This window comes from Aeromicrobium sp. UC242_57, from assembly GCF_044452305.1.
GTDB lineage: Bacteria > Actinomycetota > Actinomycetes > Propionibacteriales > Nocardioidaceae > Aeromicrobium.
On the sequence record NZ_JBIOAM010000003.1, the window covers coordinates 840,190 to 862,114 of the forward strand.

Below are 21,925 nucleotides of genomic sequence, written 5' to 3' on the forward strand. Positions count from 1 at the left end.
ATGCAGCGTCGCAAGCTGGGCAGACAGGGATTGGTCACCTCGGTGATCGGCTACGGAGGTATGCGCATCGCGCTGGGCGACGACGAAAGCACCGACGCCGCGTCGATTGCGGCGATCCGCCGAGCCTTCGATGACGGCGTCACGCACTTCGACACCGCCGAGCTGTATGGCTGGGGCCGAGGTGAGCGCCTGCTGGGTCGGGCACTGGGTTCGGTCCGCGACGATGTCACGATCGCGACGAAGTTCGGTTTCGAACCTCCGCTGCGCCCGAACTCGAACCCGCGTCACGTGCGCGAGGTTGTCGACGCCAGCCTGCGTCACCTGGGTGTTGATCACCTGGACGTGCTCTACCAGCACGTCGACGATCCAGCTGGTGCCGGTCGAGGAGATCGTCGGCGTCATGCAGGAGTACGTCGAGGCGGGCAAGGTCCGCTACCTCGGTCTGTCCAACACCAGCCTCGCCAACGTCCGCCGAGCGCACGCGGTGCACCCGATCAGCGTCCTTCAGGTGGAGTACTCGATCTTCTCGCGGGAGTCCGAGGTGAACTTCCCGTCCTTGAGGAGCTCGGCATCGGCGTGGTTGCTTTCTCCCCGCTCGCGCGCGGTTTCCTGAGCGGCTCGGTCATGACCCGCGACGCGTTCCCCGACGGCGACTTCCGTCGGAACTCACGGTGGTGGTCCCCGCGCAACTTCGACGCCAATGTGGCGATCGTCGAGCGGCTCACTGCTTTGGCGCAGAGCAAAGGAGCGACACTGTCTCAGCTGGCCCTCGCGTGGCTGGTGGCCCGCAAGCCCTACATCGTGCCCATTCCCGGCTCCGGGAGCGCAGCACGGGTTGCCCAGAACAACCTCGCCGCGAAGCTGGAACTCAGCAAGGACGACCTGGATCTCATCGACGAGATCGCCCCGCACGGTGCCCACTCCGCGTAGCGAGCAGGCATAGATCCTCAACTGCTCCGCTCGCGCACCAGCACCGAAGACCTTCGGGGGCCATCTCCCCGTCACTACCTATCCATCTATCTATCTATCTATCCTAGGAGCAACCCATGACCCGACTGCACGACAAGCGCGCCCTCATCACCGGAGGCACCAGCGGTATCGGAATGGAGACCGCACGCCTCTTCCTGGCAGAGGGGGCACGAGTCATCATCACCGGCAGCACCCAACACGGCGCTGAAGCTGCAGCCGCGACGCTGGGCGCCGACGTCCTCGGTATCGGCGCCGACGCGCTCGATCTCGACGCCCAGCGCGGTCTCGCTGGTCTCGCCCGAGACCACTTCGGCGAGCTCGACGTCGTCTTCCTCAATGCCGGCGTGTCGGACTGGCGACCATTCGATCAGCACGACGAAGCAAGCTACGACCGCCTCTTCGACATCAACGTCAAGAGTCCCTTCTTCCTGATGCAGGCCCTCGTGCCCGTCATGGCGAGACCGGCGTCGGTAGTCGTCAATTCCTCGACCAGTGCGCATGGGGGTGCGTCACACGCCAATGCCTACGCCTCGACCAAGGCCGCGGTGTCGTCGCTGGTCAGAGCTGGAACGCGGATCTGTTCTCCAGCCACGGGATCCGGTTCAACGCTGTGAGTCCTGGCCCGATCGCCACTCCTCTCTATGACAAGGCTGCCATTCCGGCGGAGTATCGCAGCGAGGTCATGGAGGGGATTCGGCAGGGGATCCCCGCAGGTCGGTTCGGCGACCCCCGCGAGGTCGCGGCCGCAGTCTCCTACCTGGCCTCCGATGAGTCCGCCTTCGTCGTCGGGCACGACCTCGTCATCGACGGTGGTCAGACCACGCTGTACTGACATCGTCCAAGACCCGCGGAGGTGGTGGAAAGACGCCGCGGGTCTTGACGTGAAGTGCGGCAGATTTCTCTGACGCCAAGGAATTCTCAGAGCTGTCGACCGGACGTGGGTATGTCGACTTCCTCGAAGACGGCTGCGCGCGTGGTTGCGAGACAACGATCTCTAGGCGTGGGAGCGAGGAGCCGTCTCTGCGGATCGCAGCAGGAACGGCGAGGGCCATGCGCCGAGCGCCAGCACGGCCAGCACCGTCTGGATCAGTCCGGTCGCGAAGTAGATGCCGTGCAGGGGCGACCAGGCGAGGATGATCGCGATCTCGGCGAAGATCCAGATCATCATCACCAGGCCAGCCGCGGCGTGCATGCCCCACACGGCCTGAAAGCGGCCGCGCTGGGCGATGAGCGCGAGGGCCTGGACTCCGCCGACGACGACGCCGAGGAACACTCCGGGCCAGAAGTACGACGCGAACCCCGTCCCGTCGAGCCACTCCGTCGGCAGGCCGAGACCGCCGCCGACGGTGAGCCCGACCATCCCGATCAGTGCCGAGACCAGGTTGAACCAGGCCACGACGAGCAGGGCGACCTGGAAGCTTGTGAGCAGGGTTCGGCGCAGTCACGGCCCCATCGTAGGTGGAGGTGGTGCACCGGTCGGGAACTAGCATGACCTCATGGCAGCGGCTGACGTCTGGGAAACCGGCTTGCGGGACGTGGACCGTGCGGAGTGGCCGGCCTACTTGGCCGAGAACTCCGGCCTTCCCGGGACCGCGCGCGAACCTCTCGCTGGTCGGCGCCGTCGCGAGGGTGGCCGGAGAAGCTGAGATCGACGAGCTCGTGCGAGACGGCGGGGAGTACCAGGCGATGTGCGCTGCGGCGGCGCTCGGTCGCCGTGCGGACGGCGCCAGGTTCGAGGCGCGGGCTCGCTCGTTGGCCGCCGATGAACGCTGGCGCGTACGGGAGGGCGTCGTCATCGGACTGCGCTGTTGGGCGATGACGCGCCCGCTGCGCTGGTCGAGATCGTGCGGAGGTGGGCGGACGATCCCAGTCTCCTGGTGCAGCGCGCGGCGGTGGCAGCGATCTGCGAGCCACGGCTGCTGAAGGCAGAAGGGGCCGCAGCGGTCGCTGTCGACCTCTGCGGCCGGTGCACGCTGCACCTGGTTGGTCTTCCGCTGGCCGAGCGGGCAGGTTCTGACGCACGGACGCTCCGTCAGGCACTGGGCTATGCCTGGAGCGTGGCGGTCGCCGCCGATCCCGGGCCCGGCCTGGGGGCGTTCCGAGACCTCGACACGTCCGATCCGGACGTCGGGTGGATCGTGAAGGAGAACCTGCGCAAGAAGCGGCTGGCCAGGTTGCTGTAGCGCAGCGGCACGGGGGTGGGCAGCGTATCCGTCCACTGACTCGATGGGATGTATATATTCTCTATACTTCTTGTGAGTGCGCGAGAGCGTCGCGCAAAGCCAAGGAGATCCGGATGCCCAGCACGATTGCCAAAGGTCGCAAGTTCGCCCTCGTCCTGCCGTCGACCAACACCTCGGTCGAGCGAGAGTTCGCGCACCTGCGACCGCAGGACTGCTCCTGGCACACCGGCCGGATCATGATCAAGGCACCCGCGCTCGACTCCGCCGACGCCTTCGGTGCATTTCGCGAGTGCCTCAACGAAGCGCTGCCGTCAGCGCTCGAGACCGTCATGACCTGCCAGCCGGAGTACATCGTGATGGGCATGTCGGCCGAGACCTTCTGGGGCGGTGTGCAGGGCAATGCCGCGTTCGAGCAGAACGTGCGTGAGCTGACCGGGCTCGAGGTCACCACGGGGGGCCACTGCCGCGGGTGAGGCGCTCAAGGCCTTCGGCGCCAACCGAATCGGCATCGTGACCCCGTACCAGCCCGTCGGAGATGAGCAGGTCGTCGACTACTTCACCGAGCTCGGCTTCGACGTCGCAGCGATTCACGGTCTGTGCTCCGAGTCGGCGACGTCGATCGCCGACGAGACGCCCGAGACCCTGCGCAATGCCTTCCTGTCGGTCGACGGACCCGACGTCGATGCGCTGATCCAGTGCGGCACCAACTTGGAGTGCGTCGCGGTCGCCGCCGAGCTGGAGAAGGAGCTCGGCAAGCCCGTCATCGCGATCAACCTGGCCACGATGTGGCATGCCTTCCGGGTCAACGGCATCGACGACCGGATCGCCGGTCACGGCTCGCTCCTCGAGCTGCACTGACCCCTGCCTGCTGACGATCCCCCACCGACCAACACAAGCACCAGGAGCAAGATGTTCAACCACGTAGGCCACCTCACGCTCGTCCCCGAAGCGACCGACGCCCAGGTCGACGCGATCCTCGACGGGCTGCTCGGCCTTCCGGCGCAGATCGACGGGCTCGCCGAGGCGCAGGTCGTGCGAGATGCGGGCCTGGTCCCCGGCAACGCGAACCTGCGGTTCCAGATGCGCTTCGAGTCGGTGGAGGCCTGGCAGGCGTACAAAACACACCCCGCGCACGTCGCCGTCGTCACCGACCACATCGGGCCGGTGCTGGCAGGCAAGGCGTTCGTCCAGTACGCCGACGACGAGGTCAGGACCGTCACGGCCTGATCCGGCGCGGGCCCGCTGGGGGCCGACTAGGGTGCAGACATGAGCGCACCGGTCGTCCTCGTCATCGCAGCGGGTCCAGGGGTCAGCGGCTCCGTGGCACGGCTGTTCGCCCGCCATGGCTACCGCGTCGCCCTGCTCGGAGCCGAAGAGGATGTCGTGCAGCAGGTGGCGCAGAGCATCTCGTCGGACGAGAGCCTCGTCCGCTGGGCTGTCGCCGACGTCACCGACGTCGCGGTCACCACGGCGGCGATCACCCAGCTCGGTGAAGCCTTCGGGCAGGTCGACGTCCTGCACTTCAACCCCAGCGCGTTCCGTGCCAAGGATCCGCTGACCCTGACCGTCGACGAGCTCCTGACGGACGTTGCGCTGGGGGTGGGTGCCCTGCTGACCTCGGTCCAGGCGGCGCGTCCGTTCATGGCCGCTGGTGCACGGATCACGGTCACCGGGAGCATGGCCGCCGACCAGCCGTCCCCGGGCGCGGCGACGTTGGGAGTCCAGAAGGCCGGCGTGCGCAACCTCGTCCAGAGCCTCGACGCGCACCTGAGCGACGACGGGATCCGCGCCGTCTCGGTGACGGTCCGAGGCGTCCTGGCGTCGGAAGGCGCCTTCACGCCCGACCGGGTCGCCGAGGCGATCTTCGACGCTTCCCGTCAAGACGTCGAAAAGCTGGCAGACCGAGGTGCCGTACGCCGGGTAGTGGCCAGATGAAGACGTTGTCATACAGCGAATCGCGCATGCGGTAAGCAGAAGTGATCGACTACGACGGGTCGATGCGTGCCGGTGTCCAGTCGCCGCCGATCTGCTGGAACAGCGTCCATCCGGGGGATACGTCTTGCTCCAGAGCCCAGGCGTTGGCGGCGTCGAACGAGTCGAACGACTCCTCGCCGAAGCTCGTCCGTCGGCGTCCTGCAGCTGGTAGCGACTCATGGTGGACCTTTCGCGATGGCGGTGCGGGTGTCGCTCCTGCGTACCCGTCAGCACCGCCGCGAAACCGGGACCCGGCCGAGCGGGTGCTCCGGATTCACGGCCCGCCCGGCCAGTCGACATGGCCGGGCAGGCCGATCTCAGTCTTCCGGCAGCTCGGCGAAGGCCTTCTTGGTGTCGTTGTACCAGCCCAGCGACTTCTTGGGGTGGCGCCACCGGCTCTTCATGGCGTTGCGCGCCTCCTGGTGGGAGGCATCGCCGGCCTTCTCGGCCTCCTTGAGGTGCCTGTCCTGGGCGTTGATGACGTCGTCGGCGGTCTCGCCGTGGTGCTCGATGTCGCACGGGCCGCCGAGCGCTCGGCAGGTCATGGTCTTCATGGGTGTCTCCTTCTGGGTGTGGGGTCCTGCTGTACTGACGATGGGGATGGACGCTGTGTGACAGGGGGAGCTGCAACGGGTCGAGATCGGTTCAGTCGCGGCGTTGGTCACCGTCTCGGCGAACCACCTGCGAGAGGGTCTCCGGAGCGGCGCGGAAGGTGATGGCCTGCACCACGCCGTCGGCGATCGTGAAGTCGAAGACGACCTTGGCTGCGCCGAGGTGGAACCAGGCGCTGCCGGGGCGGTCGCCGACGAACACGGCCAGTGCGGCGTGGGCGCTGCCGTTGAAGAACGCCGCGACCTCGCCGCGACCGACGATCTCCTGGGGAGTCCCGGCGAGGATCGCGGCGTCGTCTGCTCCCACGAGCGCATCGGGCGCCAGCAGCCGCAGCAAGGCGTCGAAGTCGCCGCTGCGTGCCGCAGCCATGAACGCGTCGACGACCTGCCAGTCGGCCAAGCCGTCCTCAGAACGCGGTTGGGCGACCTTGGCACGTGCCCGCGAGGCCAGCTTGCGGGCCGCCGCAGGGGTCGTGTCGAGGACTGCGGCGATCGTCGGGAACTCGAAGCCGAAGCTGTCGTGGAGCACGAAGGCCACTCGCTCTCGTGGGGAGAGCCGGTCGAGCACGACGTGCAGGGCGACCCCGACAGTGTCGGCGAGCGCGACGTCGTCGGCCGGATCGCTGACGGTCGTGCCCGGATCGAGGGCGTCGACGGGAACTGGGGTGCGTGAGCGCAACCGGTCGAGACACAGTCGCGTCGTGACCGTCGTCAGCCACGCTGGCAGGCTGTCGATCTGGGTCGTGGTGCCGTGCAGCCGCAACCACGTCTGCTGGACGACGTCCTGGGCCTCGGTGGGATCGCCGAGCACTCGGCTCGCGATTCCCACCAGTCGTGGTCGTTCTGCCTCGAACTGCTCGGTCTGGTCCACGGGTCGCACCCTTCTGTCGCTGCTGGTCACCCTACTGACGCGCAGGACCTGCCGAGTGTGACCAACAGCGGCGACGACCAGGTCTCAGCAGGTTCCCTTGACGGCATCGGCGAGGGTCTTCAGTGACGTGCCGAGGCTCTGCACGGCGGTGCCGACGGCCGACGCGGCCTGGACGGACGGCGTGCTGATCGCCTGGTCGAGCGTCGAACCCACCGTGGAGGCCGCCTGGTCGACCGCATCGATCTCGGTGGCGTACTTGTCGCTTGCATCGTCCTTGACCTCTCCCAGGTCGGTCTGGACCTGGTCGAGGCGTGCCTGCAGGTCGGTGAGGGCGTTCTTGTCGATCGTGATGTCGGTCAGTCCTGAGACCGAGGTCTTCAGCGAGTCGACGCTGGAGCAGAGAGCGGCCGTGTCGTCGTCCTCGCTGCCGCAACCAGCGGCGAGCACGAGTGCGGAGAGGAGGAGGATGCGCGCACAGGTCGTCGTGGGGTTCATCTCGGTCACGATCCTCCTGTGTCGACCGCAGATGCTTCCCCCGTCGTGGGTGAGGAGGGCGCGTTTCTCGCCAGGTCCGTCCGTCAGTGGCGAAAGCCAGCTGGGCCGGATCTGGTCTCGGTGGTGGGATGGGCGTTGAGGGTGGCCACGGCGGAGGTCAGGTCGGCGATCAGCAGGTCGGCGAGGTCATGGCCGAATCCGTTGCGGCACACGATCCGCAGGACTGACAGGTCCTGCCGATCCTCGGGGAAGGTGTAGGCCGGGACCTGCCACCCTCGTTCGCGCAGCGCGCGAGACACCGCGAAGACGTCCCACGTCCCAGCGTGCTCGCTCGTCGTGAAGGCGAAGACGGGCAGCTCGTCCCCGCGACTCAGGAGAGTGAACTCGGGCATGGCCTCGATGCGGCTCGACAGGTAGGTGGCGACGTCGCGGCACGCCTGCTGAACGTCCCGGAGGCCGGAGCGGCCTAGCCGGAAGAACGTGTAGTACTGGGCGACGACCTCCGAGCCGGGGCGGGAGAAGTTGAGGGCGAACGTCGGCATCTCGCCGCCCAGGTAGTTGACGTTGAACACCAGCTCGTCCGGGCAGTGCCGCGGCGTCTCGCCACAGGATCCAGCCGACGCCGGGGTAGACCAGGCCGTACTTGTGTCCCGAGGTGTTGATCGAGGCGACCCGGGGGAGCCGGAAGTCCCAGAGCAGCTCCTCGTCGAGGAAGGGCGCAATCATGGCACCGGAGGCACCGTCGACATGGATCGGCACGTCGGGTCCGCCCGCTGCGGCGAGGTCGTCGAGGGCAGCGGCGATCTCGGCGACCGGCTCGGCTGCCGTCGAAGGTCGAGCCCAGGATCGCGACGACGCCGATCGTGTCGTCGTCGCACTGGGCGACGGCATGCTCCGCGTCGAGGTGAAAGCGGTCTCCGGACATCGGAACGATGCGAGGCTCGACGTCGAAGTAGCGACAGAACTTCTCCCAGCAGACCTGGACGTTGGCCCCCATGACGAGATTGGGCCGTCTGGTCCGATCGTGCACCCGGGCGGACCACCGGTGGCGCAGCGCCAGGCCGGCGAGCATGCAGGCCTCGCTGGAACCCGTCGTCGAGCATCCCGTGGCAGGTGTAGTGGAGTCGGCGTGCCACAGGTCGGCCAGGATCGAGACGCAGCGGCGCTCCAGCTCGGCGGTCTGCGGGTACTCGTCCTTGTCGATCATGTTCTTGTCGACACACTCGGACATCAGGGCGCGCGCGTGTGGTTCCATCCAGGTCGTCACGAAGGTCGCGAGGTTGAGCCGGGCGTTGCCGTCGAGCATCAGTCGTCCGTGGATCGCTGGTACGCGACATCGGGTGGCACGGGCGCATCGGCCAGCGAGTCCTTCGGTGGCACCAGGCGGCTCGCGAGGTCGGGGTTGGCCTCGGTGAGGAATGGATTCGACGAGCGCGACGGTGATGCGTCCACATCGCGTTCGGCCGAGTGGGCAGAGGCGTGGCGGGGACCAGGGCTGCGATGGAGGGCCATGCGTCACGATAGCCCCGAATCTGGCGAGAGGGTCAGGCGGAAGCAGCTACGCCGACGTGACCGACGAGAGCTCTTCGACCGCGCGCACCAGCGGTGCGAGCTCGGGGTCCTGCGAGGCGTCGTCCAGCGCAGCCCGCAGGGCGCCGTCATGGGTCGGGGCGAGCTGCGTTCGAGCAGTGCGCGGCCCTGCTCGGTGACGTCGGTGTAGATGCCACGACGGTCGGTGGGGCACAGGTAGCGAGCCAGGAGATCGCGATCTTCGAGCCTGCTCACGAGGCGGGTCGTCGCGCTCTGGCTCAGCACGACGGCAACGGCGACCTGGTTCATCTGCAGGTGCCCGCCTTCGCCGGAGTGCTGCCGGCTCAGGACGTTCAGCAGCGAGAACTCGCGGACGCTCAGGTCGTGATGGGCCTGGAGCGCGCGCTCGATGCGCGTCTCGATCGTGCCGTGGGGCTGAGACAAGCTCCACCAGCCGTCGGCCAGCGCGGTCAGTGCGGGATCTGTCGCAGTCATGGGTGTCCTTCCCTCTCAGGCAAAGATAGCAAACAGCAATAATGCGCGCTTGCATTAACAAGCGTCTGCAACTATTGTCGACGATGGCAATCATCGTTCGTCTCGAAAGGTCCATCGTGCCACTCGCACTGCTCGCACTCGCTGTAGGCGCCTTCGCCATCGGCACCACAGAGTTCGTGATCATGGGACTCCTGCCTGCCGTGTCGGCAGATTTCGGCGTCTCCATACCCACCGCCGGATGGCTCGTCACCGGATACGCCCTCGGCGTGCTGATCGGGGCTCCGGTCCTGACCATCCTGGGCACCAAGATCTCGCGCAAGCGGATGCTGACGGCCCTGATGGGCATCTTCGTGATCGGCAACCTGGTCACGGCCTTCGCCCCGACCTTCGAAGTCATGGTCATCGGCCGTCTCGTCGCCTCGCTGGCTCACGGCACGTTCTTCGGCATCGGATCGGTCGTCGCCGCAGGTCTGGTGGCGCCGAACAAGCGAGCCGGAGCCATCGCGACGATGTTCACCGGCCTCACGCTGGCCAATGTCGTCGGCGTTCCACTGGGGACGTTCGTGGGCCAGGAGATCGGATGGCGCACGACGTTCGTGCTCGTCGCCGGGCTCGGAGTCATCGCGATGATCGGCGTCGCGGCGCTGGTGCCGTTCGCGCCGCGCGAGGACACGGTGCGGGTACGGCACGAGGTGGCTGCGTTCCGCAACGTCCAGGTCGTCCTCGCCATGTTGATGACGGTGCTGGGCTTCGGTGGAGTGTTCGCCGCGATCACCTACATCGCGCCCATGATGACGGACGTCGCAGGCTACTCCGAAGGCGCAGTCACGTGGCTGCTGGTCCTGTTCGGCACCGGGATGGTGGCAGGCAACCTGATCGGCGGCAAGTACGCCGACCGGGCGTTGATGCCGTTCTTGTACGCATCGCTCGGCGGTCTGGCGATCGTGCTGGCCCTGTTCACGTTGACGGCCCACGACAAGGTGCTGTCTGCCATCAGCATCACGTTGGTCGGCGCGCTCGGCTTCGCGACGGTGCCGCCGCTGCAGAAGCGGGTGCTCGACCAGGCCAGCGGCGCGCCGACGCTCGCATCGGCCGTCAACATCGGCGCCTTCAACCTCGGCAACGCGCTGGCCGCCTGGCTCGGTGGAGTCGTGATCTCGGCAGGCCTCGGCTACACCGCACCCAACTGGGTCGGGGCCCTGCTCGTTGCCGGAGCACTCGCGCTAGCCGTCCTCTCAGGCGCGCTCGAACGCCGTTCTGAACGAGCTCACACCCCTGTCCTGCAGACCAGCCATGCCTGAACAGCTCCAGCCCACTCACCCTTCACCACACCAGGAGACACTCATGTCGCATCCCATCGCCGCTGGCGTCCGCCCCCTGAGAGCACCTGAGGCGGATGAGCTCGTCGCAGTGGCCCGCAGCGAAGCCGAGGCAGCAGGTATCGCCGTCAGCATCACGATCCTCGACGCGGGCGGCAACCTGATGGCATTCCGGCGCGACGAGAACGCTGTGCTGATCTCGGGCGAGACCAGCACCCGCAAGGCCTTCACGTCGGTCCAGCTGGGCAGCCCCACGGCGGACCTCGTCGACCTCGTGCAACCCGGCGCGCTGTTCCACACCTTGCCCACGGCCCTCGACCGGCCGCTGCTCTTCATCGCCGGTGGCGTGCCGCTGCACCGTGACGGACGTCTGATCGGCGCGATCGGGGTCGGTGGCGGCGCTCCTGACCAGGACAGTGCCGTGGCGCTGGCAGCGGCGGCCGCCCTGGCGTAGCAATCCCCGGTGCGGTGACTTGGCGACGTATCCGAGCGCCGGATAGGTTGCTATGTCACTGCGCCAGCGGGAACGGTGCGTTGGTATCCCTTGACCCGGCGACGAAGTAGGGTTTGGCCACCGGATGCCGCCCAGAAAGCCCGAGACCTTGCTCAAGAATCGCGATGTACGTGTCGGCGCGGTCGTCGCTGCGGGCACGGCTCTGCTTGTCACCGGAATCTTCGTCGTGGCCGATCGGTCCGGGTCGTCGAACAGCGGCGGAGCCGGCGAGTTCTGCCCGGCTACCGAGGTGGCTCCGAAGGTCATGCCCTCGGTCGTGACGATCTTCGCCAACGACGCCAGCGGTCCGGCGGGCAGCGGGTCTGGCGAGTTCATCGACACCGACGGGCACATCCTGACCAACAACCACGTCATCTCGTCGGCGGTCGACGGCGGCAGCATCAGCGTGCTGCGTCCCAACGGCGAGACTCTCGAGGCCACACTGGTCGGTCGCGACATCCAGACTGATCTCGCGGTGCTGAAGGTCAGTGCGCAGACCGAGATCGTGCCGATCACGTTCGACACGCGGGAGAGCCCGCGCATCGGCGAGCAGGTCTTCGCAGTCGGCGCACCCCTGGGACTGTCAGACACCATGACCGCCGGGATCATCAGCGGGCTCGGCCGTACCGTCACGGTGCCCGCCGACGGTGATGCGACAGCCCTGCTCATCTCGGCGTTGCAGACCGATGCGGCGATCAACCCGGGCAACAGCGGTGGGACGCTCGCGAACTGTGCCGGGGTCCTGGTCGGCGTGCCGACCGCCGGTGCGACCGCCAGCGACTCGGCCGGGGTGCCGGTCGCCGGCAGCATCGGTCTGGGCTTCGCGATCCCCGCAGACAGTGCTCGACGCATTGCCGACGCTGATCAGCGACGGTCGGGTGGCACACGTCCACTTCGGTGTCTCGGTCGCGCCGGTCACCGACGGCTCGGAGGTGTCGACCGCCACGGGGCCTGTTCCTGACATCGGTGTCCGAGGGCGGACCCGCTGCGTTGGCTGGCCTGCAGGCCGGCGACGTCCTGACCTCGATCGACGGGCGCCGGGCAACGACTGCAGCAGCTTCTGCAGGAGATCTCGTTGACCCGGTCTGCCGGTGACGTCGTCACGGTGCAGGGGGTGCGCGACGGCAAGACGTTCGAGGCGGACGTGAAGCTGCAGGTCGCCCCCGATCCGAGCTAGGGGTGCCCGGTCGTCACGGAGCCTTGACGAGGTCGGGCCAGTCGTCGTCCTCGGCCTCCAGCCGGAAGTTGATGTGCCGTTGCAGCTGGCGGGCGGCGTCGTCGGAATCGAGCTGTTCGGGTACCGGAAGTAGTACGAGTGCGCCAGCCCTGGCATGAAGCGCTTCGGGCGGTTGCCGGTCAGCGGCTGGTCCTGGATGCCGAGGCCGTACAGAGGTCGGAGAGGGCCGCCGAACCAGTCGCCGAAGAAGCCGGCCGCCGGACGGAAGTACAGATTGGTCCACCGGACGACGGCGAACAGGGCGTCGTGGTTCAGCACCTCGATGTTCTTGTCGACGTGGCTGTAGGTGTCACGATCCTTGATCGGCATCGTGCCGCCCTCGACAGTCTGCGTCCCAGGCCGCGGGGGACACATGGGCAGCTCGGAGATGCGGGTCAGGCGGGCGAACTCGCTCCGCTTGGACGACAGCAGGACGTCGGCGAAGTACATCGGGGTGCCGAGGGTGATGAAGTCGGTGACGAGCCACGGATTGCCTCGTAGGCGCAGGTCCTTCCACAAGTCGAGCTGAGTGGCGCGGAAGGCGTGCAGCTCCGCAGCCTGCTCGTCGTCGAGCAGAGCCTCGTCGGACGGGTGATCCTGCAGCTGCTTGGCCTGCTCCGTCAACGTTGCGAGGTGCGGGATCCGGAACTTGGAGTCGTGCGGCTCGCAGGTGTGCGTGCGGTTCATGGTGGGCCACAACGACGTCAGGGCGTCATAGGCGATGAAGCCGCCGAGGCTGTGCGCCACGACGACGATCCGGCTGTAGCGCTGCGCTGAGTGCAGCTCGGCGAGCAGGTCGACGAGTCCGGCACGGATGTCCTTGCGCACGGTGTACGACCTGGGCGACCGGTCGAGATAGCGGACGACGTCGACGAATGTCCTGCCGACCACGGCCCCGGCCCCCTTCAGCAGGGCTCGGGCGAGGAACGTCCCGACGGCCAGCACGACCGCGGCAATGCCGATAGTTCTTTGCAAGGTCGTGGTCGACCAATCAGCGATGGGCTCGCGATAGACGACCGCGAGGGTGATCGTGGTGATGGCCGCGATCCAGATCAGCGCCCACAGGACGCGAAGACCCGACGGCACCCGCCAGGGAAACCGCACCAGCAGCCGCAGGGCAGGCTTGACGACGTCGGTGACCCGGTTGCCCGTCATGAGGTACGACCAGTGGTACTCGAACAGGTCGACGTTGCCGTGCACGAGCTTCTCGGCGGGACCGTGAAAGGGCCGCCGATAGGCGCGATAGCAGCGCGCCTCGAACGAGGAGCTCACGTTGTCGGCGCGTGAGAAGTACCAGCGGGTGCCTTCGTGCTGGGGCAGCGCCGACTTGGCGAACTGGGCGAGTGTCTCGACGGGAAGCTGCTCACCCATGCCGTGGACGATCACGATCGCGGTGCGGTCCTTGTCAGTCAGCATGCTCGATGGTAGGTCGCCGGGACGCCGAAATGAGGCGTGAATGGGGCTATCGATGTGACCTACCTGACTGTCAATCACAACCTAAAACGATTGGTATCACGTAGTTTCAACGAAGTTTTTCGGTCTGCGCCCACCGCAAGGCTGGACCAGTAGGGTGACTGCGTGAACACATCTCGGGTCACGATTCGCGTCGTCGCGCAAGAAGCCGGCGTCTCTGTCACCACGGTTTCGCACGCTCTCAACGGCAAGGGGAAAGTCAGCTTCGCCACGGCCGAACGGGTACGCCTGGTCGCCGAACAGCTGGGCTACCGGCCCAGTGCGACCGCCCAGGCGCTCCGCACGGGGCGGACAGGCGCCATCGCGTTGGTCCTCCCGCAAGAGAACCCTGAGGCCGCGCGCGGCCTCCTTGCCCTCGACTACTACATGCAGATCGCGGCGACCGCCGCGTCGACAGCTTTCGACCACAACCGTCCACTGATCCTGCCGCCTGCCATCAGCACGGCCGAGGACTGGGCCAGGATCAATCCTGACGGTGTCCTGCTGTGCGATCCGGTCGAGAACGACCCGCGCATCGACCTGCTCGAGAGCAGCGGCATCCCGGTCGTCACGATCGAGCGTGACAGCGGCCGACCCGACTGGCCCTACTACGTGTCGGGTGACAACGTCGCCAACACGCGCGAGGTGCTCGATCACCTGCGAGCGGCGGGGGCGCGCAGGGTTGCGCTGCTGACGACCGACTGGAGCCGTGCCTGGGCGCACGACATCGAGGACGCGTACGGCCAGTGGTGCCAGGAGAACGGTCAGGACGAGGTACGTGCGACGGTGCCGATGCGCATCGAGGTGCGCGATGCCTTCGGTCCGGCTGCGGCGCTGCTCGACAGCGCCAACCCGCCGGACGCCTTCTACGCCCCTGCCGAGGGCTACAGCACCGGCGTCGTCAAGGCGTGCGCCGAGCGTGGGCTGCGGATACCCGACGACGTGCTCCTGGTGTGTGGCAACGACAGTCGTGAGTCACGCCAGAGCGATCCGCCGATCACTGCGGTCGACCTTCGCCCGCAGCAGCAGACAGCGGCGGCGATAAAGCTGCTGATCGCCCGCATCAGCGGGCTCGACGTGACCGCCCCCGTCATCGTCTCCAGCCAGCTGAACGTGCGTGCCAGCACGACGCGGTAGCCGCCGGTGCGGGCCCGACCCGGCGCTCACGGGGTCGTTGCTGGCGCCCGACGGGCCGTGACCAGCAGGTACTCCCACAGCATCGTGCCGTCCGGTCGATAGCTGGCGCGACCGACGTCGGCGAGAGCATCGTCGAGCTGAGCGACCCGTTCGGGTTGGTCAGCAATGGCCCGGTACACCGCGATGGTCGGACCGTAGCGCTCCTTGAAGAAGTCGCGGTAGCCCTCGGGAGTCGAGAAGGCGTCGACCAGCAGGTTCTTCCGACTGGCCTGCAGCGCGACGACCCCGTTGCCGAACAGCTCGCGGACGTGGGTCTCGTCGCCCCAGCGTGGTGGTGGAGTGGCCCCCGGCGGCGGGGCAGGAGCAAAGGGCTTCATGGCCGCGAACATCTGGCCGATGAAGCCTTCGGGAGTCCAGGCGATCAGCCCGATGCGACCGCCGGGCCGGGTGACTCGCAACAGCTCGCCGGCACTGGTCTCGTGGAATGGCGCGAACATGATGCCGACGCACGAGATCACCGCGTCGAACTCTGCATCGCTGTACGGCAGGTTCTCGGCGTCTGCGACCTCCCAGGTGAGCTCGAGCCCCTGGTCTGCGGCCTCGCGCCGACCGGCGTCCGAGAGCTCGGGAGTCAGGTCGCTCGCGACGACGGTGGCGCCGGTGCGGGCCGCCGGGATCGAGGCGTTGCCCGAGCCGGCGGCGATGTCGAGCACGCGGTCGTCGGCCGTGATCCCGGTGGCCTGCACGAGGGTCTCGCCGAGGTCGGCGATGACGTCGGTCGCCACCGACGGGTAGTTGCCGAGCGCCCACATGGCTCGATGGCGTGCCTTCAGGTCGGCGGGGGCGATGGTCTGGTCATTCATGATCTCTCTCCTCGGTGATGAGCGGATCTGTCCAATCTGCACCTGGTTCCAGCACCGATCCAGTGCTGGATCTGTACTGGACCTCCCGCAGGATCGGGGGTGTACTGGGCGCAAGGGAGGTCACCTCGTCCGAGCGCTGGGAGTAGTCATGACGACGTATGGCCAGTTCTGTCCTGTGGCAAAAGCGATGGAGGTCCTCGACGAACGCTGGACGCTCCTCGTGGTCCGAGAGCTGCTGGCCGGCAGCACGCACTTCAACGAGCTGCGGCGGGGCAATCCCCGCATGTCGCCTGCGCTGCTGTCGAAACGGCTACGCACCCTCGAACGGGTCGGCGTGGTCTCCCGTACCGGCGACGCGGCGGGTCGAACGGCTACCGCCTCACCCCGTGCGGGCTCGAGCTCGGACCGATCGTGGAGTCGCTCGGCGCGTGGGGAGTGCGCTGGATCGGCGAGCTCGGTGCCGAGGACCTCGATCCGCACCTGCTGATGTGGGACATGCGCCGCACGGTGCCGGTGCAGGCCTGGCCGCGCGGACGTACCGTCGTGGCGTTCACGTTTCGCGACGTCGCGCCGAAGGCAGGCAGGTGGTGGTTGTGCGTCAACGGGCCGACGCCGACGTGTGCGACTACGACCCGGGCTTCGAGGTCGACGTCTCGATCGCGACAGATCTGCGCACCATGACCGAGATCTGGCGAGGCGACCGTCATTGGGCTGATGCGCTGCGCATCGGCGACGTCTCAGTGAAGGGGCCGGCCCACGTGCAGCGGGACCTCCCGGTGTGGTTGGGGCAGATGCAGCTTCGCCGCTGTGCCTCGTCCAGGTGGCGGGCTCGCGCCCGGCGCGGTTGACTGAGCCATGCGTGCGATCTGGAAGGGCAACATCAGCTTCGGACTGGTCAGTGTGCCGGTCAAGGTCTACAGCGCGACCGAGAGCCACGACGTCAAGCTGCACCAGGTGCACGGCGCCGACGGCGGACGGATCCGCTATCAGCGCAAGTGCGACGTGTGCGGCGAGATCGTGGCCTACGAAGACATCGACAAGGCGTACGACGACGGCGAACGCACCGTGGTGCTGACCGAGGAGGATCTCGAGTCGCTCCCGGCCGAGCGGGACCACGAGATCGAGGTCGTCGAGTTCGTTCCCGCCGACCAGATCGACGTGCTGAGGCTCGACCGCGGCTACTACCTCGAACCAGATGCACAGGCGCTGAAGCCGTACACCTTGTTGCGTCGCGTGCTCGAGGAGACTGACCGCACCGCGATCGTGCGGTTCGCCCTGCGCCAGAAGACCCGGCTCGCGGCAATGCGGGTGCGCGACGACGTGCTGCTCCTGCAGACGCTGCTGTGGGACGACGAAGTACGGGCGCCGGCCTTCGACGTGCTGTCCACGACCCCGCGCATCAGCGCGAAGGAACGCGAGCTGGCGGCGCAGATCGTCGACTCGCTCGCCTCCGACTTCGACAGCGCCGCCTTCACCGACGAGTACCAGGAGCAGCTGCGCACCTTGGTCGAGGCGAAGCTGGAGAAGGGGGAGGATCTCGACACTGCGGCGACGTTCGGCGAGCGCGACGACGAGGAGGCCGACGTCCTCGACCTCATGGAGGCGCTCAAGCGCAGCGTCGAGGGCAAGAAGGCGGCCAAGGCGACGTCGGCCAAGGCGAAGGCAGCCCCCAAGGCTGCGAAGAAGACCCGCAAGCGCGCGTAGACCGTGTCTCCCCACGCCAAGGCGCAGACGGTGTCTGTCGCAGGTCATCGGCTGCGCCTGACCAATCCGGACAAGGTGCTGTATCCCGCGACGGGCACGACCAAGGCGGACGTCCTGGCGTACTTCATGCACGTCGCGCCCGTTCTGCTGCCGCACGTCGACGGACGGATCGTGACCCGCAAACGGTGGGTCGACGGTGTTGGCACCGCAGAGCGGCCGGGCGAGGTGTTCTTCGAGAAGAACCTGCCTGACTCGGCGCCCGACTGGATCAGACGGGTCACGATCCAGCACAAGACCCACACCAACAGCTATCCGGTGTTCTCGGATGCCGGCGCCTTGGCCTGGGCCGGGCAGGTCGGTGCGTTGGAGCTGCACGTCCCACAGTGGCGGGTCGATCGACACGGCATGCCGCTCAACCCGGATCGGCTGGTGCTCGACCTCGACCCGGGGCCTGGCGCCGGTCTTCCCGAGTGCGTCGAGGTGGCCAAGCGGGCGCGGTCGCTGCTGCGTGAGCTGGGCCTGGAGGCGTATCCCGTGACCAGCGGCAGCAAGGGCATCCACCTGTACGCGGGGCTCGATGGCACCTACGACGCGGAATACGTCAACCGGTTCGCCAAGCAGCTGGCTCAGGCGCTGGAGTCCGAGCTGCCCGACCTGGTCGTGTCGTCGATGAGCAAGGCCGTCCGCGGCGGCAAGGTCCTGGTCGACTGGAGCCAGAACAATGCCAACAAGACGACCATCGCCCCGTACTCGTTGCGGGGGACCCTCGAGCCGTACGTCGCGGTGCCGCGCACCTGGCGGGAGCTCACGGACCGTCTCGAGCAGCTGACCCTCGACCAGGTCGTCGCGCGGATGAAGCGGCGCGAGGACCCCCTGGCTGCCCTGGGGCGGGCCGGCCCGGCCGACGACCGCCTCACGCAGTACCGCTCGATGCGCGATCCGAGCAAGACCCCTGAACCCGTGCCAGACTCGCTCACGCCGACGGACGGGCAGTCGTTCGTGATCCAGGAGCATCACGCGAGTCGGCTGCACTGGGACTTCCGGCTCGAGCACGACGGCGTGCTCGTCTCGTGGGCGCTGCCCAAGGGGGTTCCGACCGATCCGGCCAAGAATCATCTCGCGGTGCAGACCGAGGACCACCCGCTCGACTACGGCACGTTCGAGGGAACGATCCCGCGTGGCGAGTACGGGGCCGGGGAGGTCACGATCTGGGATGCGGGAACCTACAGCTGGACAAGTGGCGAGACGGCAAGGAAGTCATTGCGACCCTCACCGGGCGTCCCGACGGAGGTCTCGGCGGACCCCGCACGTTCGCGTTGATCCGTACGGGCGAGAACTGGCTGATCCACCTGATGAAGCCGAAGTTCCTCGAGCCCATGCTCGCGACGGCCGGCCAGGTCGGCGACATCGGCCGGGAGTCGGACTGGGCGTTCGAGCTGAAGTGGGACGGGATCCGGGCGATCGCGGTGCTCGACGGCGAGGAGGTCGCCTTGTTCACCCGCAACGGCAACGACGTCTCGCAGACCTATCCGGACATAGTGTCCGAGCTCGCCGCACTGGATCTGCGAGACACCGTGCTCGACGGAGAGATCGTCGCCTTCGACGAGTCAGGGGTGCCCAGCTTCGGACGACTGCAACAGGGGACCGGTGCCGCGACCTACCTGACCTTCGACGTGCTGCGTTCTGGGGGCCGCACGCTGCTCAATGCCTCGTACGACGAGCGCCGTGCTGCCCTGCAGTCGTTGGCGATCGACGGGGACGTCGTGACGACTCCGCCTGCCTTCGACGGCTCGCTGGCCGAGGCCGTGCAGGCTAGCCGGGATCGGAAGCTGGAAGGGGTCGTCGCCAAGCGGCGGGACAGCCGATACCGACGCGGCAAGCGATCGGCCGCGTGGCTCAAGCTCAGAACCAGCGCATGCAGGAGGTCGTGATCGGTGGCTGGCGGCCAGGCAAGGGAGCCCGGGCCGCCACGATCGGCTCGCTCCTGGTCGGAATCCCGGACGGAGACTCGCTGCGGTACGCCGGCCGGGTCGGGACGGGATTCGACGAGAGGACGCTTGAACGGCTCGCGAGCACGCTGAAGTCGTCGACGCGCAAGACAAGCCCGTTCACGGACGTTCCGGCCGACGTGGCACGGGAAGCCTGCTGGGTGACGCCGCGTCTGGTCGGCGAGGTCGTGTTCGTCGAGTGGACCAGCACCGGCGTGCTGCGTCAGCCGACCTGGCGTGGCCTGCGCCCCGACAAGTCGCCGGATGACGTGGTCAGGGAGCCGGACGACGTCACGGGGTAAGGGCCCTGCGGGCCACGACGGCGTGCAGCTCGCCGAGCCGTTCGAGCTGGAGCTTGCCCTGGGCCACGAGCTGCTCGAGCTGGTCGAGGTCGAGCTGAGGCACGAGATCGGCGATCGCGACGAGTGACTCCCAGCCTGCCTGCTTGCCCGACACGGCGATGCGGAGCGCCTCGACCTCGACGAGATCGGTCAGCGGTGTGCGGTGCAGCAGGCTGCCGTTGGGCTTGAGCCGGGCGATCCGTTCCCCGATGCGGGCTGCGGTCGACCGGACCAGGTTCTCGTCGACGTCGAGCGAGCTCATGATCTGCTGGAGCTGGGTGCGCTCGTCGGCGACCTCCCGGCGGATCTCGTCGAGGGCGACGCCGATCTCGTGATCGAGCTGCCCCTTGGCGCTGCGCGAGAAGAGATCGACTCCGGCGCGTGAGCCGGCGAGGTGGGTCTGCAGGTAGGCGGCCAGCGCAGTCATGAGGAGTCCCTGTCATTGGAGGCGTGAATGGACCGGGGGTACCCGTTCGGCCCGGCCCTACACAGCCCGACCACGCTCCGCAGGTCAGGCCGGGACGGACCAGTCGACGCGGGTGCCTCCCGTGGGGACGGCCCGGATCTCGAAGGACCCGCCACGGGCCTCGGCGCGCGACCGCATGTTGCGCACCCCGCTGAGGCGCGGCGAGTCGCCAAGCCCGTCGCCGTCGTCGATCACGAGGATGCTGACGACACCGCCAGCGGCGGAGACCGAGATGTCGACGGTCGTCGCATTGGCATGACGCACGACATTCGACAGCGCCTCGTTGACCACGGCAGTGATGTCGTCGGCGACATCGGAGTCGGCCATCAGGTCGACCGGACCGTGGAAGCTCACCTGCGGTCGCGACACGAGCTGGTCCTGGAGGCGGTCGACGATCTCGAGGATGCGGCTCCTGACGCCTGCGCCGACTGCACCGACATCCTGCTGGAGCGAGAAGATGCTCTGCCGGATCTGCGTGATCGCGCCGTCGATCTCGGCGATCTGCGCGGTCAGCAGCTGTGGTGTCGTCCGAGGATCGACCGTCGAGGTGGCGGCCTGCAGGGTCAGGGCCGTCGCGAACAGCCGCTGGATGACGTGATCGTGCAGGTCTCGGGCGATTCGCGTCCGGTCCTCCATCAAGGCGATCTTGCGGTGTGCGTCGCGGGCGTCCGCGCGAGCCAACGAGACGCTGATGTGGCTCGCGAACGACTTGCCCAGCTCGAGGTCGCGCGGGCTGAACGGATCGCGCTCCTGCGACCGGGCCAGGCTGAGGATTCCGGCAGTCGAGTTGTTGAACGTGAACGGGATGACCATCGCGTGACGCAGCAGACCCTGCTCGTCGAAGGTGCCGGGGTCAGGTGCGGGTGTCCCGCTGTAGATCATGGGCTCGCCGGTGTGCAGCGTCTGACCTGTCACGGTGCCCTTGATGGGAAACGACAGCGTCATGATGGACTCCGCGCCGACGCCCGAGGCGTGATCGACGCTGAGGGCCTCTCGGTCGGCGGTCAGGTGGGCGATGCTCACCAGGTCGGCGTCGGCGAGGGTGCGCACCTGGTCGACGAGCCGGTCGAGATGAGGTTCGGTGTCGTCGTTGACGAGCTGACGGGCCGTGGCGGCGAGGGCTGTGGACCATCTCTCCCGGTACAGCGCGTCCTCGAACAGGCGGGCGTTCTCGATCGCGATGCCCGCGGTGGCGGCGAGCGCGCTGGCGAGTGCCTCGTCGTCGGCCGAGAACGACCCGGACCGGTGCTCGGTCAGGTACAGGTTGCCGAAGAGCTCACCGCGGACCCGGATCGGGACGCCGAGGAAGCTGTTCATCGCCGGGTGGTTGGCTGGGAACCCGACCGAGCGGGCGTCGTGGGAGATCTCGTCGCGGCGCACCGCGTGGGGGACCGTCGTTGAGCACGCCGAGCAGGCCCTTGCCCTGGGGGAGCAGGCCGATGTGCTGGGCGATGCCTTCCTCGGTGCCGACGTGGATGAACTGCTCGAGCCGGCGGTCGGGACCGAGGACACCGAGGGCCCCGTACTTCGCGTGCACCAGGTCGACGGCGATCTCGACGATCCGGCGGAGCACGGTGGGCAGGTCGAGGTTGCTGGTCAGGTCGTTCGTGACCCGGATGAGCTCGCGCAGGCGGTCATGCGAGGCCATGACCTCGTCGGCCCGGTCGACGAGCTGGGCCAGCAAGGACTCGAATGCGAGTCGTGGCCCGGCTGTCGTGGCATCGTCGAACTGCACCATTGCTCTCCCTGTGTCGACCCCCGCGGACCACAGTAGCGTCGGCGGGTGTCGCCAGGGCGCCGAAAACCGGGACCTTGGTC

At 67.7% G+C, this 21,925-nt stretch carries 32 protein-coding genes and 3 pseudogenes; 21 read left to right on the plus strand and 14 right to left on the minus strand.

The window, feature by feature from the left end; genetic code table 11:
- Positions 1-60: 60 nt before the first annotated feature.
- From ACHMWU_RS15220 to ACHMWU_RS15235, 4 genes and pseudogenes are all read left to right on the plus strand, one after another.
- A pseudogene (locus tag ACHMWU_RS15220) lies at positions 61-613 on the plus strand (aldo/keto reductase).
- Positions 577-930, plus strand: coding sequence for an aldo/keto reductase (locus ACHMWU_RS15225; RefSeq protein WP_396044876.1), 354 nt, complete (start codon positions 577-579; stop codon positions 928-930). The pseudogene ACHMWU_RS15220 and the gene ACHMWU_RS15225 overlap by 37 nt, the downstream one beginning before the upstream one ends.
- Before the next feature lie 116 nt (positions 931-1,046).
- A complete protein-coding gene (locus ACHMWU_RS15230; RefSeq protein WP_396044878.1) occupies positions 1,047-1,583 on the plus strand; it encodes an SDR family NAD(P)-dependent oxidoreductase in 537 nt (178 codons plus the stop codon).
- Positions 1,580-1,801, plus strand: coding sequence for an SDR family oxidoreductase (locus tag ACHMWU_RS15235; protein ID WP_396044880.1), 222 nt, complete (start codon positions 1,580-1,582; stop codon positions 1,799-1,801). The genes ACHMWU_RS15230 and ACHMWU_RS15235 overlap by 4 nt, the downstream gene beginning before the upstream one ends.
- A 162-nt stretch (positions 1,802-1,963) precedes the next feature.
- On the opposite strand, the gene ACHMWU_RS15240 is transcribed toward ACHMWU_RS15235, so the two are convergent.
- Entirely contained in the window at positions 1,964-2,365 is a 402-nt protein-coding gene (locus ACHMWU_RS15240) for a hypothetical protein (protein ID WP_396044882.1), read from the minus strand.
- 412 nt (positions 2,366-2,777) lie between these two features.
- Here ACHMWU_RS15240 and ACHMWU_RS15245 point away from each other — a divergent pair, with 412 nt between their 5' ends.
- The 5 genes from ACHMWU_RS15245 (at position 2,778) to ACHMWU_RS15265 (ending at position 5,087) form a co-directional block, all read left to right on the plus strand.
- Positions 2,778-3,152: a hypothetical protein gene (locus tag ACHMWU_RS15245; protein WP_396044884.1), complete on the plus strand. Its 375-nt coding sequence runs from the start codon at positions 2,778-2,780 to the stop codon at positions 3,150-3,152.
- 113 nt (positions 3,153-3,265) lie between these two features.
- Positions 3,266-3,625, plus strand: coding sequence for a hypothetical protein (locus ACHMWU_RS15250; RefSeq protein ID WP_396044886.1), 360 nt, complete (start codon positions 3,266-3,268; stop codon positions 3,623-3,625).
- Positions 3,626-3,662: 37 nt separating this feature from the next.
- Entirely contained in the window at positions 3,663-4,010 is a 348-nt protein-coding gene (locus tag ACHMWU_RS15255) for a hypothetical protein (protein WP_396044888.1), read from the plus strand.
- 51 nt (positions 4,011-4,061) lie between these two features.
- Positions 4,062-4,379 carry a Dabb family protein gene (locus ACHMWU_RS15260; protein WP_396044890.1) on the plus strand — a complete coding sequence of 106 codons (318 nt, stop codon included), beginning with the start codon at positions 4,062-4,064 and terminating at the stop codon, positions 4,377-4,379.
- 39 nt (positions 4,380-4,418) lie between these two features.
- Positions 4,419-5,087, plus strand: a complete 669-nt coding sequence (locus ACHMWU_RS15265; protein ID WP_396044892.1) for an SDR family oxidoreductase — start codon at positions 4,419-4,421, stop codon at positions 5,085-5,087.
- A 356-nt stretch (positions 5,088-5,443) separates the two neighbouring features.
- Here ACHMWU_RS15265 and ACHMWU_RS15270 read toward each other — a convergent pair whose 3' ends face one another.
- From ACHMWU_RS15270 to ACHMWU_RS15305, 8 genes and pseudogenes are all read right to left on the minus strand, one after another.
- A complete protein-coding gene (locus tag ACHMWU_RS15270) occupies positions 5,444-5,680 on the minus strand; it encodes a DUF1059 domain-containing protein (protein ID WP_396044894.1) in 237 nt (78 codons plus the stop codon).
- 91 nt (positions 5,681-5,771) lie between these two features.
- Positions 5,772-6,608 carry a sigma-70 family RNA polymerase sigma factor gene (locus ACHMWU_RS15275; protein WP_396044896.1) on the minus strand — a complete coding sequence of 279 codons (837 nt, stop codon included), beginning with the start codon at positions 6,606-6,608 and terminating at the stop codon, positions 5,772-5,774.
- 84 nt (positions 6,609-6,692) lie between these two features.
- Positions 6,693-7,112, minus strand: a complete 420-nt coding sequence (locus ACHMWU_RS15280; protein ID WP_396044898.1) for a hypothetical protein — start codon at positions 7,110-7,112, stop codon at positions 6,693-6,695.
- 74 nt (positions 7,113-7,186) lie between these two features.
- On the minus strand, positions 7,187-7,645 hold the full coding sequence (locus ACHMWU_RS15285; RefSeq protein ID WP_396044900.1) for a pyridoxal-dependent decarboxylase: 459 nt from the start codon (positions 7,643-7,645) through the stop codon (positions 7,187-7,189).
- Positions 7,646-7,721: 76 nt separating this feature from the next.
- Positions 7,722-7,994, minus strand: a pseudogene (locus ACHMWU_RS15290) (pyridoxal-dependent decarboxylase); the annotation flags it as partial.
- Positions 7,984-8,409, minus strand: a pseudogene (locus tag ACHMWU_RS15295) (pyridoxal-dependent decarboxylase); the annotation flags it as partial. The pseudogenes ACHMWU_RS15290 and ACHMWU_RS15295, both read right to left, overlap by 11 nt.
- On the minus strand, positions 8,409-8,555 hold the full coding sequence (locus tag ACHMWU_RS15300) for a hypothetical protein (protein WP_396044902.1): 147 nt from the start codon (positions 8,553-8,555) through the stop codon (positions 8,409-8,411). The pseudogene ACHMWU_RS15295 and the gene ACHMWU_RS15300, both read right to left, overlap by 1 nt.
- A gap of 63 nt (positions 8,556-8,618) precedes the next feature.
- Positions 8,619-9,128 carry a MarR family winged helix-turn-helix transcriptional regulator gene (locus ACHMWU_RS15305; RefSeq protein ID WP_396044904.1) on the minus strand — a complete coding sequence of 170 codons (510 nt, stop codon included), beginning with the start codon at positions 9,126-9,128 and terminating at the stop codon, positions 8,619-8,621.
- 116 nt (positions 9,129-9,244) lie between these two features.
- Between ACHMWU_RS15305 and ACHMWU_RS15310 the strand changes: the two genes are divergently transcribed.
- The 4 genes from ACHMWU_RS15310 to ACHMWU_RS15325 all read left to right on the plus strand — a co-directional run bounded on the left by ACHMWU_RS15310 (position 9,245) and on the right by ACHMWU_RS15325 (position 12,035).
- On the plus strand, positions 9,245-10,429 hold the full coding sequence (locus tag ACHMWU_RS15310; RefSeq protein ID WP_396044906.1) for an MFS transporter: 1,185 nt from the start codon (positions 9,245-9,247) through the stop codon (positions 10,427-10,429).
- 43 nt (positions 10,430-10,472) lie between these two features.
- Positions 10,473-10,901, plus strand: a complete 429-nt coding sequence (locus ACHMWU_RS15315; protein WP_396044908.1) for a heme-binding protein — start codon at positions 10,473-10,475, stop codon at positions 10,899-10,901.
- 304 nt (positions 10,902-11,205) lie between these two features.
- Positions 11,206-11,901, plus strand: a complete 696-nt coding sequence (locus tag ACHMWU_RS15320; protein ID WP_396046799.1) for a S1C family serine protease — start codon at positions 11,206-11,208, stop codon at positions 11,899-11,901.
- 5 nt (positions 11,902-11,906) lie between these two features.
- Positions 11,907-12,035, plus strand: coding sequence for a PDZ domain-containing protein (locus ACHMWU_RS15325; protein ID WP_396044910.1), 129 nt, complete (start codon positions 11,907-11,909; stop codon positions 12,033-12,035).
- 95 nt (positions 12,036-12,130) lie between these two features.
- Here ACHMWU_RS15325 and ACHMWU_RS15330 read toward each other — a convergent pair whose 3' ends face one another.
- Entirely contained in the window at positions 12,131-12,400 is a 270-nt protein-coding gene (locus tag ACHMWU_RS15330; RefSeq protein ID WP_396044912.1) for a hypothetical protein, read from the minus strand.
- A 299-nt stretch (positions 12,401-12,699) separates the two neighbouring features.
- Here ACHMWU_RS15330 and ACHMWU_RS15335 point away from each other — a divergent pair, with 299 nt between their 5' ends.
- Together ACHMWU_RS15335 and ACHMWU_RS15340 are read left to right on the plus strand one after the other, a co-directional pair.
- Positions 12,700-12,933: a hypothetical protein gene (locus tag ACHMWU_RS15335; RefSeq protein ID WP_396044914.1), complete on the plus strand. Its 234-nt coding sequence runs from the start codon at positions 12,700-12,702 to the stop codon at positions 12,931-12,933.
- An 801-nt stretch (positions 12,934-13,734) separates the two neighbouring features.
- Complete coding sequence (locus tag ACHMWU_RS15340) at positions 13,735-14,745, plus strand: LacI family DNA-binding transcriptional regulator (protein WP_396044916.1); 1,011 nt, start codon at positions 13,735-13,737, stop codon at positions 14,743-14,745.
- 26 nt (positions 14,746-14,771) lie between these two features.
- On the opposite strand, the gene ACHMWU_RS15345 is transcribed toward ACHMWU_RS15340, so the two are convergent.
- Entirely contained in the window at positions 14,772-15,608 is an 837-nt protein-coding gene (locus ACHMWU_RS15345; protein ID WP_396044918.1) for a class I SAM-dependent methyltransferase, read from the minus strand.
- A gap of 187 nt (positions 15,609-15,795) precedes the next feature.
- On the opposite strand from ACHMWU_RS15345, the gene ACHMWU_RS15350 reads away from it, so the two are divergent.
- The 6 genes from ACHMWU_RS15350 (at position 15,796) to ACHMWU_RS15375 (ending at position 19,602) form a co-directional block, all read left to right on the plus strand.
- Positions 15,796-16,095 (plus strand): winged helix-turn-helix transcriptional regulator, encoded by a 300-nt coding sequence (locus ACHMWU_RS15350; protein ID WP_396044920.1) that lies wholly within the window; start codon positions 15,796-15,798, stop codon positions 16,093-16,095.
- Positions 16,096-16,192: 97 nt separating this feature from the next.
- Positions 16,193-16,456: a hypothetical protein gene (locus tag ACHMWU_RS15355; RefSeq protein WP_396044922.1), complete on the plus strand. Its 264-nt coding sequence runs from the start codon at positions 16,193-16,195 to the stop codon at positions 16,454-16,456.
- Between the two features lie 7 nt (positions 16,457-16,463).
- The gene (locus ACHMWU_RS15360) at positions 16,464-17,312 is read left to right on the plus strand and encodes a Ku protein (RefSeq protein ID WP_396044924.1); all 849 of its coding nucleotides are present in this window, start codon (positions 16,464-16,466) and stop codon (positions 17,310-17,312) included.
- A gap of 3 nt (positions 17,313-17,315) precedes the next feature.
- Positions 17,316-18,632 (plus strand): non-homologous end-joining DNA ligase, encoded by a 1,317-nt coding sequence (ligD, locus tag ACHMWU_RS15365; RefSeq protein ID WP_396044926.1) that lies wholly within the window; start codon positions 17,316-17,318, stop codon positions 18,630-18,632.
- Complete coding sequence (locus ACHMWU_RS15370; protein ID WP_396044928.1) at positions 18,629-19,243, plus strand: hypothetical protein; 615 nt, start codon at positions 18,629-18,631, stop codon at positions 19,241-19,243. Before ligD ends, ACHMWU_RS15370 begins: the two co-directional genes overlap by 4 nt.
- Positions 19,228-19,602, plus strand: coding sequence for a hypothetical protein (locus ACHMWU_RS15375; RefSeq protein WP_396044930.1), 375 nt, complete (start codon positions 19,228-19,230; stop codon positions 19,600-19,602). Before ACHMWU_RS15370 ends, ACHMWU_RS15375 begins: the two co-directional genes overlap by 16 nt.
- Here the strand turns inward: ACHMWU_RS15375 and ACHMWU_RS15380 are convergent.
- From ACHMWU_RS15380 to ACHMWU_RS15390, 3 genes are all read right to left on the minus strand, one after another.
- Positions 19,592-20,068: a hypothetical protein gene (locus tag ACHMWU_RS15380; protein ID WP_396044932.1), complete on the minus strand. Its 477-nt coding sequence runs from the start codon at positions 20,066-20,068 to the stop codon at positions 19,592-19,594. The genes ACHMWU_RS15375 and ACHMWU_RS15380 overlap by 11 nt on opposite strands.
- Positions 20,069-20,152: 84 nt before the next feature.
- Complete coding sequence (locus ACHMWU_RS15385; protein ID WP_396044934.1) at positions 20,153-21,424, minus strand: GAF domain-containing protein; 1,272 nt, start codon at positions 21,422-21,424, stop codon at positions 20,153-20,155.
- Positions 21,384-21,845, minus strand: coding sequence for a hypothetical protein (locus tag ACHMWU_RS15390; RefSeq protein ID WP_396044936.1), 462 nt, complete (start codon positions 21,843-21,845; stop codon positions 21,384-21,386). The genes ACHMWU_RS15385 and ACHMWU_RS15390 overlap by 41 nt, the downstream gene beginning before the upstream one ends.
- Positions 21,846-21,925 lie beyond the last annotated feature (80 nt).

Bases quoted from the DNA above. Each gene is read 5' to 3' on its own strand.
- ACHMWU_RS15230 (WP_396044878.1), top strand. From the start codon at position 1,047: ATGACCCGACTGCACGACAAGCGCGCCCTCATCACCGGAGGCACCAGC.
- ACHMWU_RS15250 (WP_396044886.1), top strand. From the start codon at position 3,266: ATGCCCAGCACGATTGCCAAAGGTCGCAAGTTCGCCCTCGTCCTGCCG.
- ACHMWU_RS15260 (WP_396044890.1), top strand. From the start codon at position 4,062: ATGTTCAACCACGTAGGCCACCTCACGCTCGTCCCCGAAGCGACCGAC.
- ACHMWU_RS15265 (WP_396044892.1), top strand. From the start codon at position 4,419: ATGAGCGCACCGGTCGTCCTCGTCATCGCAGCGGGTCCAGGGGTCAGC.
- ACHMWU_RS15270 (WP_396044894.1), bottom strand. From the start codon at position 5,680: ATGAAGACCATGACCTGCCGAGCGCTCGGCGGCCCGTGCGACATCGAG.
- ACHMWU_RS15285 (WP_396044900.1), bottom strand. From the start codon at position 7,645: ATGCCGACGTTCGCCCTCAACTTCTCCCGCCCCGGCTCGGAGGTCGTC.
- ACHMWU_RS15305 (WP_396044904.1), bottom strand. From the start codon at position 9,128: ATGACTGCGACAGATCCCGCACTGACCGCGCTGGCCGACGGCTGGTGG.
- ACHMWU_RS15315 (WP_396044908.1), top strand. From the start codon at position 10,473: ATGTCGCATCCCATCGCCGCTGGCGTCCGCCCCCTGAGAGCACCTGAG.
- ACHMWU_RS15320 (WP_396046799.1), top strand. From the start codon at position 11,206: ATGCCCTCGGTCGTGACGATCTTCGCCAACGACGCCAGCGGTCCGGCG.
- ACHMWU_RS15345 (WP_396044918.1), bottom strand. From the start codon at position 15,608: ATGAATGACCAGACCATCGCCCCCGCCGACCTGAAGGCACGCCATCGA.
- ACHMWU_RS15350 (WP_396044920.1), top strand. From the start codon at position 15,796: ATGGAGGTCCTCGACGAACGCTGGACGCTCCTCGTGGTCCGAGAGCTG.
- ACHMWU_RS15360 (WP_396044924.1), top strand. From the start codon at position 16,464: ATGCGTGCGATCTGGAAGGGCAACATCAGCTTCGGACTGGTCAGTGTG.
- ACHMWU_RS15375 (WP_396044930.1), top strand. From the start codon at position 19,228: ATGCAGGAGGTCGTGATCGGTGGCTGGCGGCCAGGCAAGGGAGCCCGG.
- ACHMWU_RS15380 (WP_396044932.1), bottom strand. From the start codon at position 20,068: ATGACTGCGCTGGCCGCCTACCTGCAGACCCACCTCGCCGGCTCACGC.
- ACHMWU_RS15385 (WP_396044934.1), bottom strand. From the start codon at position 21,424: ATGAACAGCTTCCTCGGCGTCCCGATCCGGGTCCGCGGTGAGCTCTTC.
- ACHMWU_RS15390 (WP_396044936.1), bottom strand. From the start codon at position 21,845: ATGGTGCAGTTCGACGATGCCACGACAGCCGGGCCACGACTCGCATTC.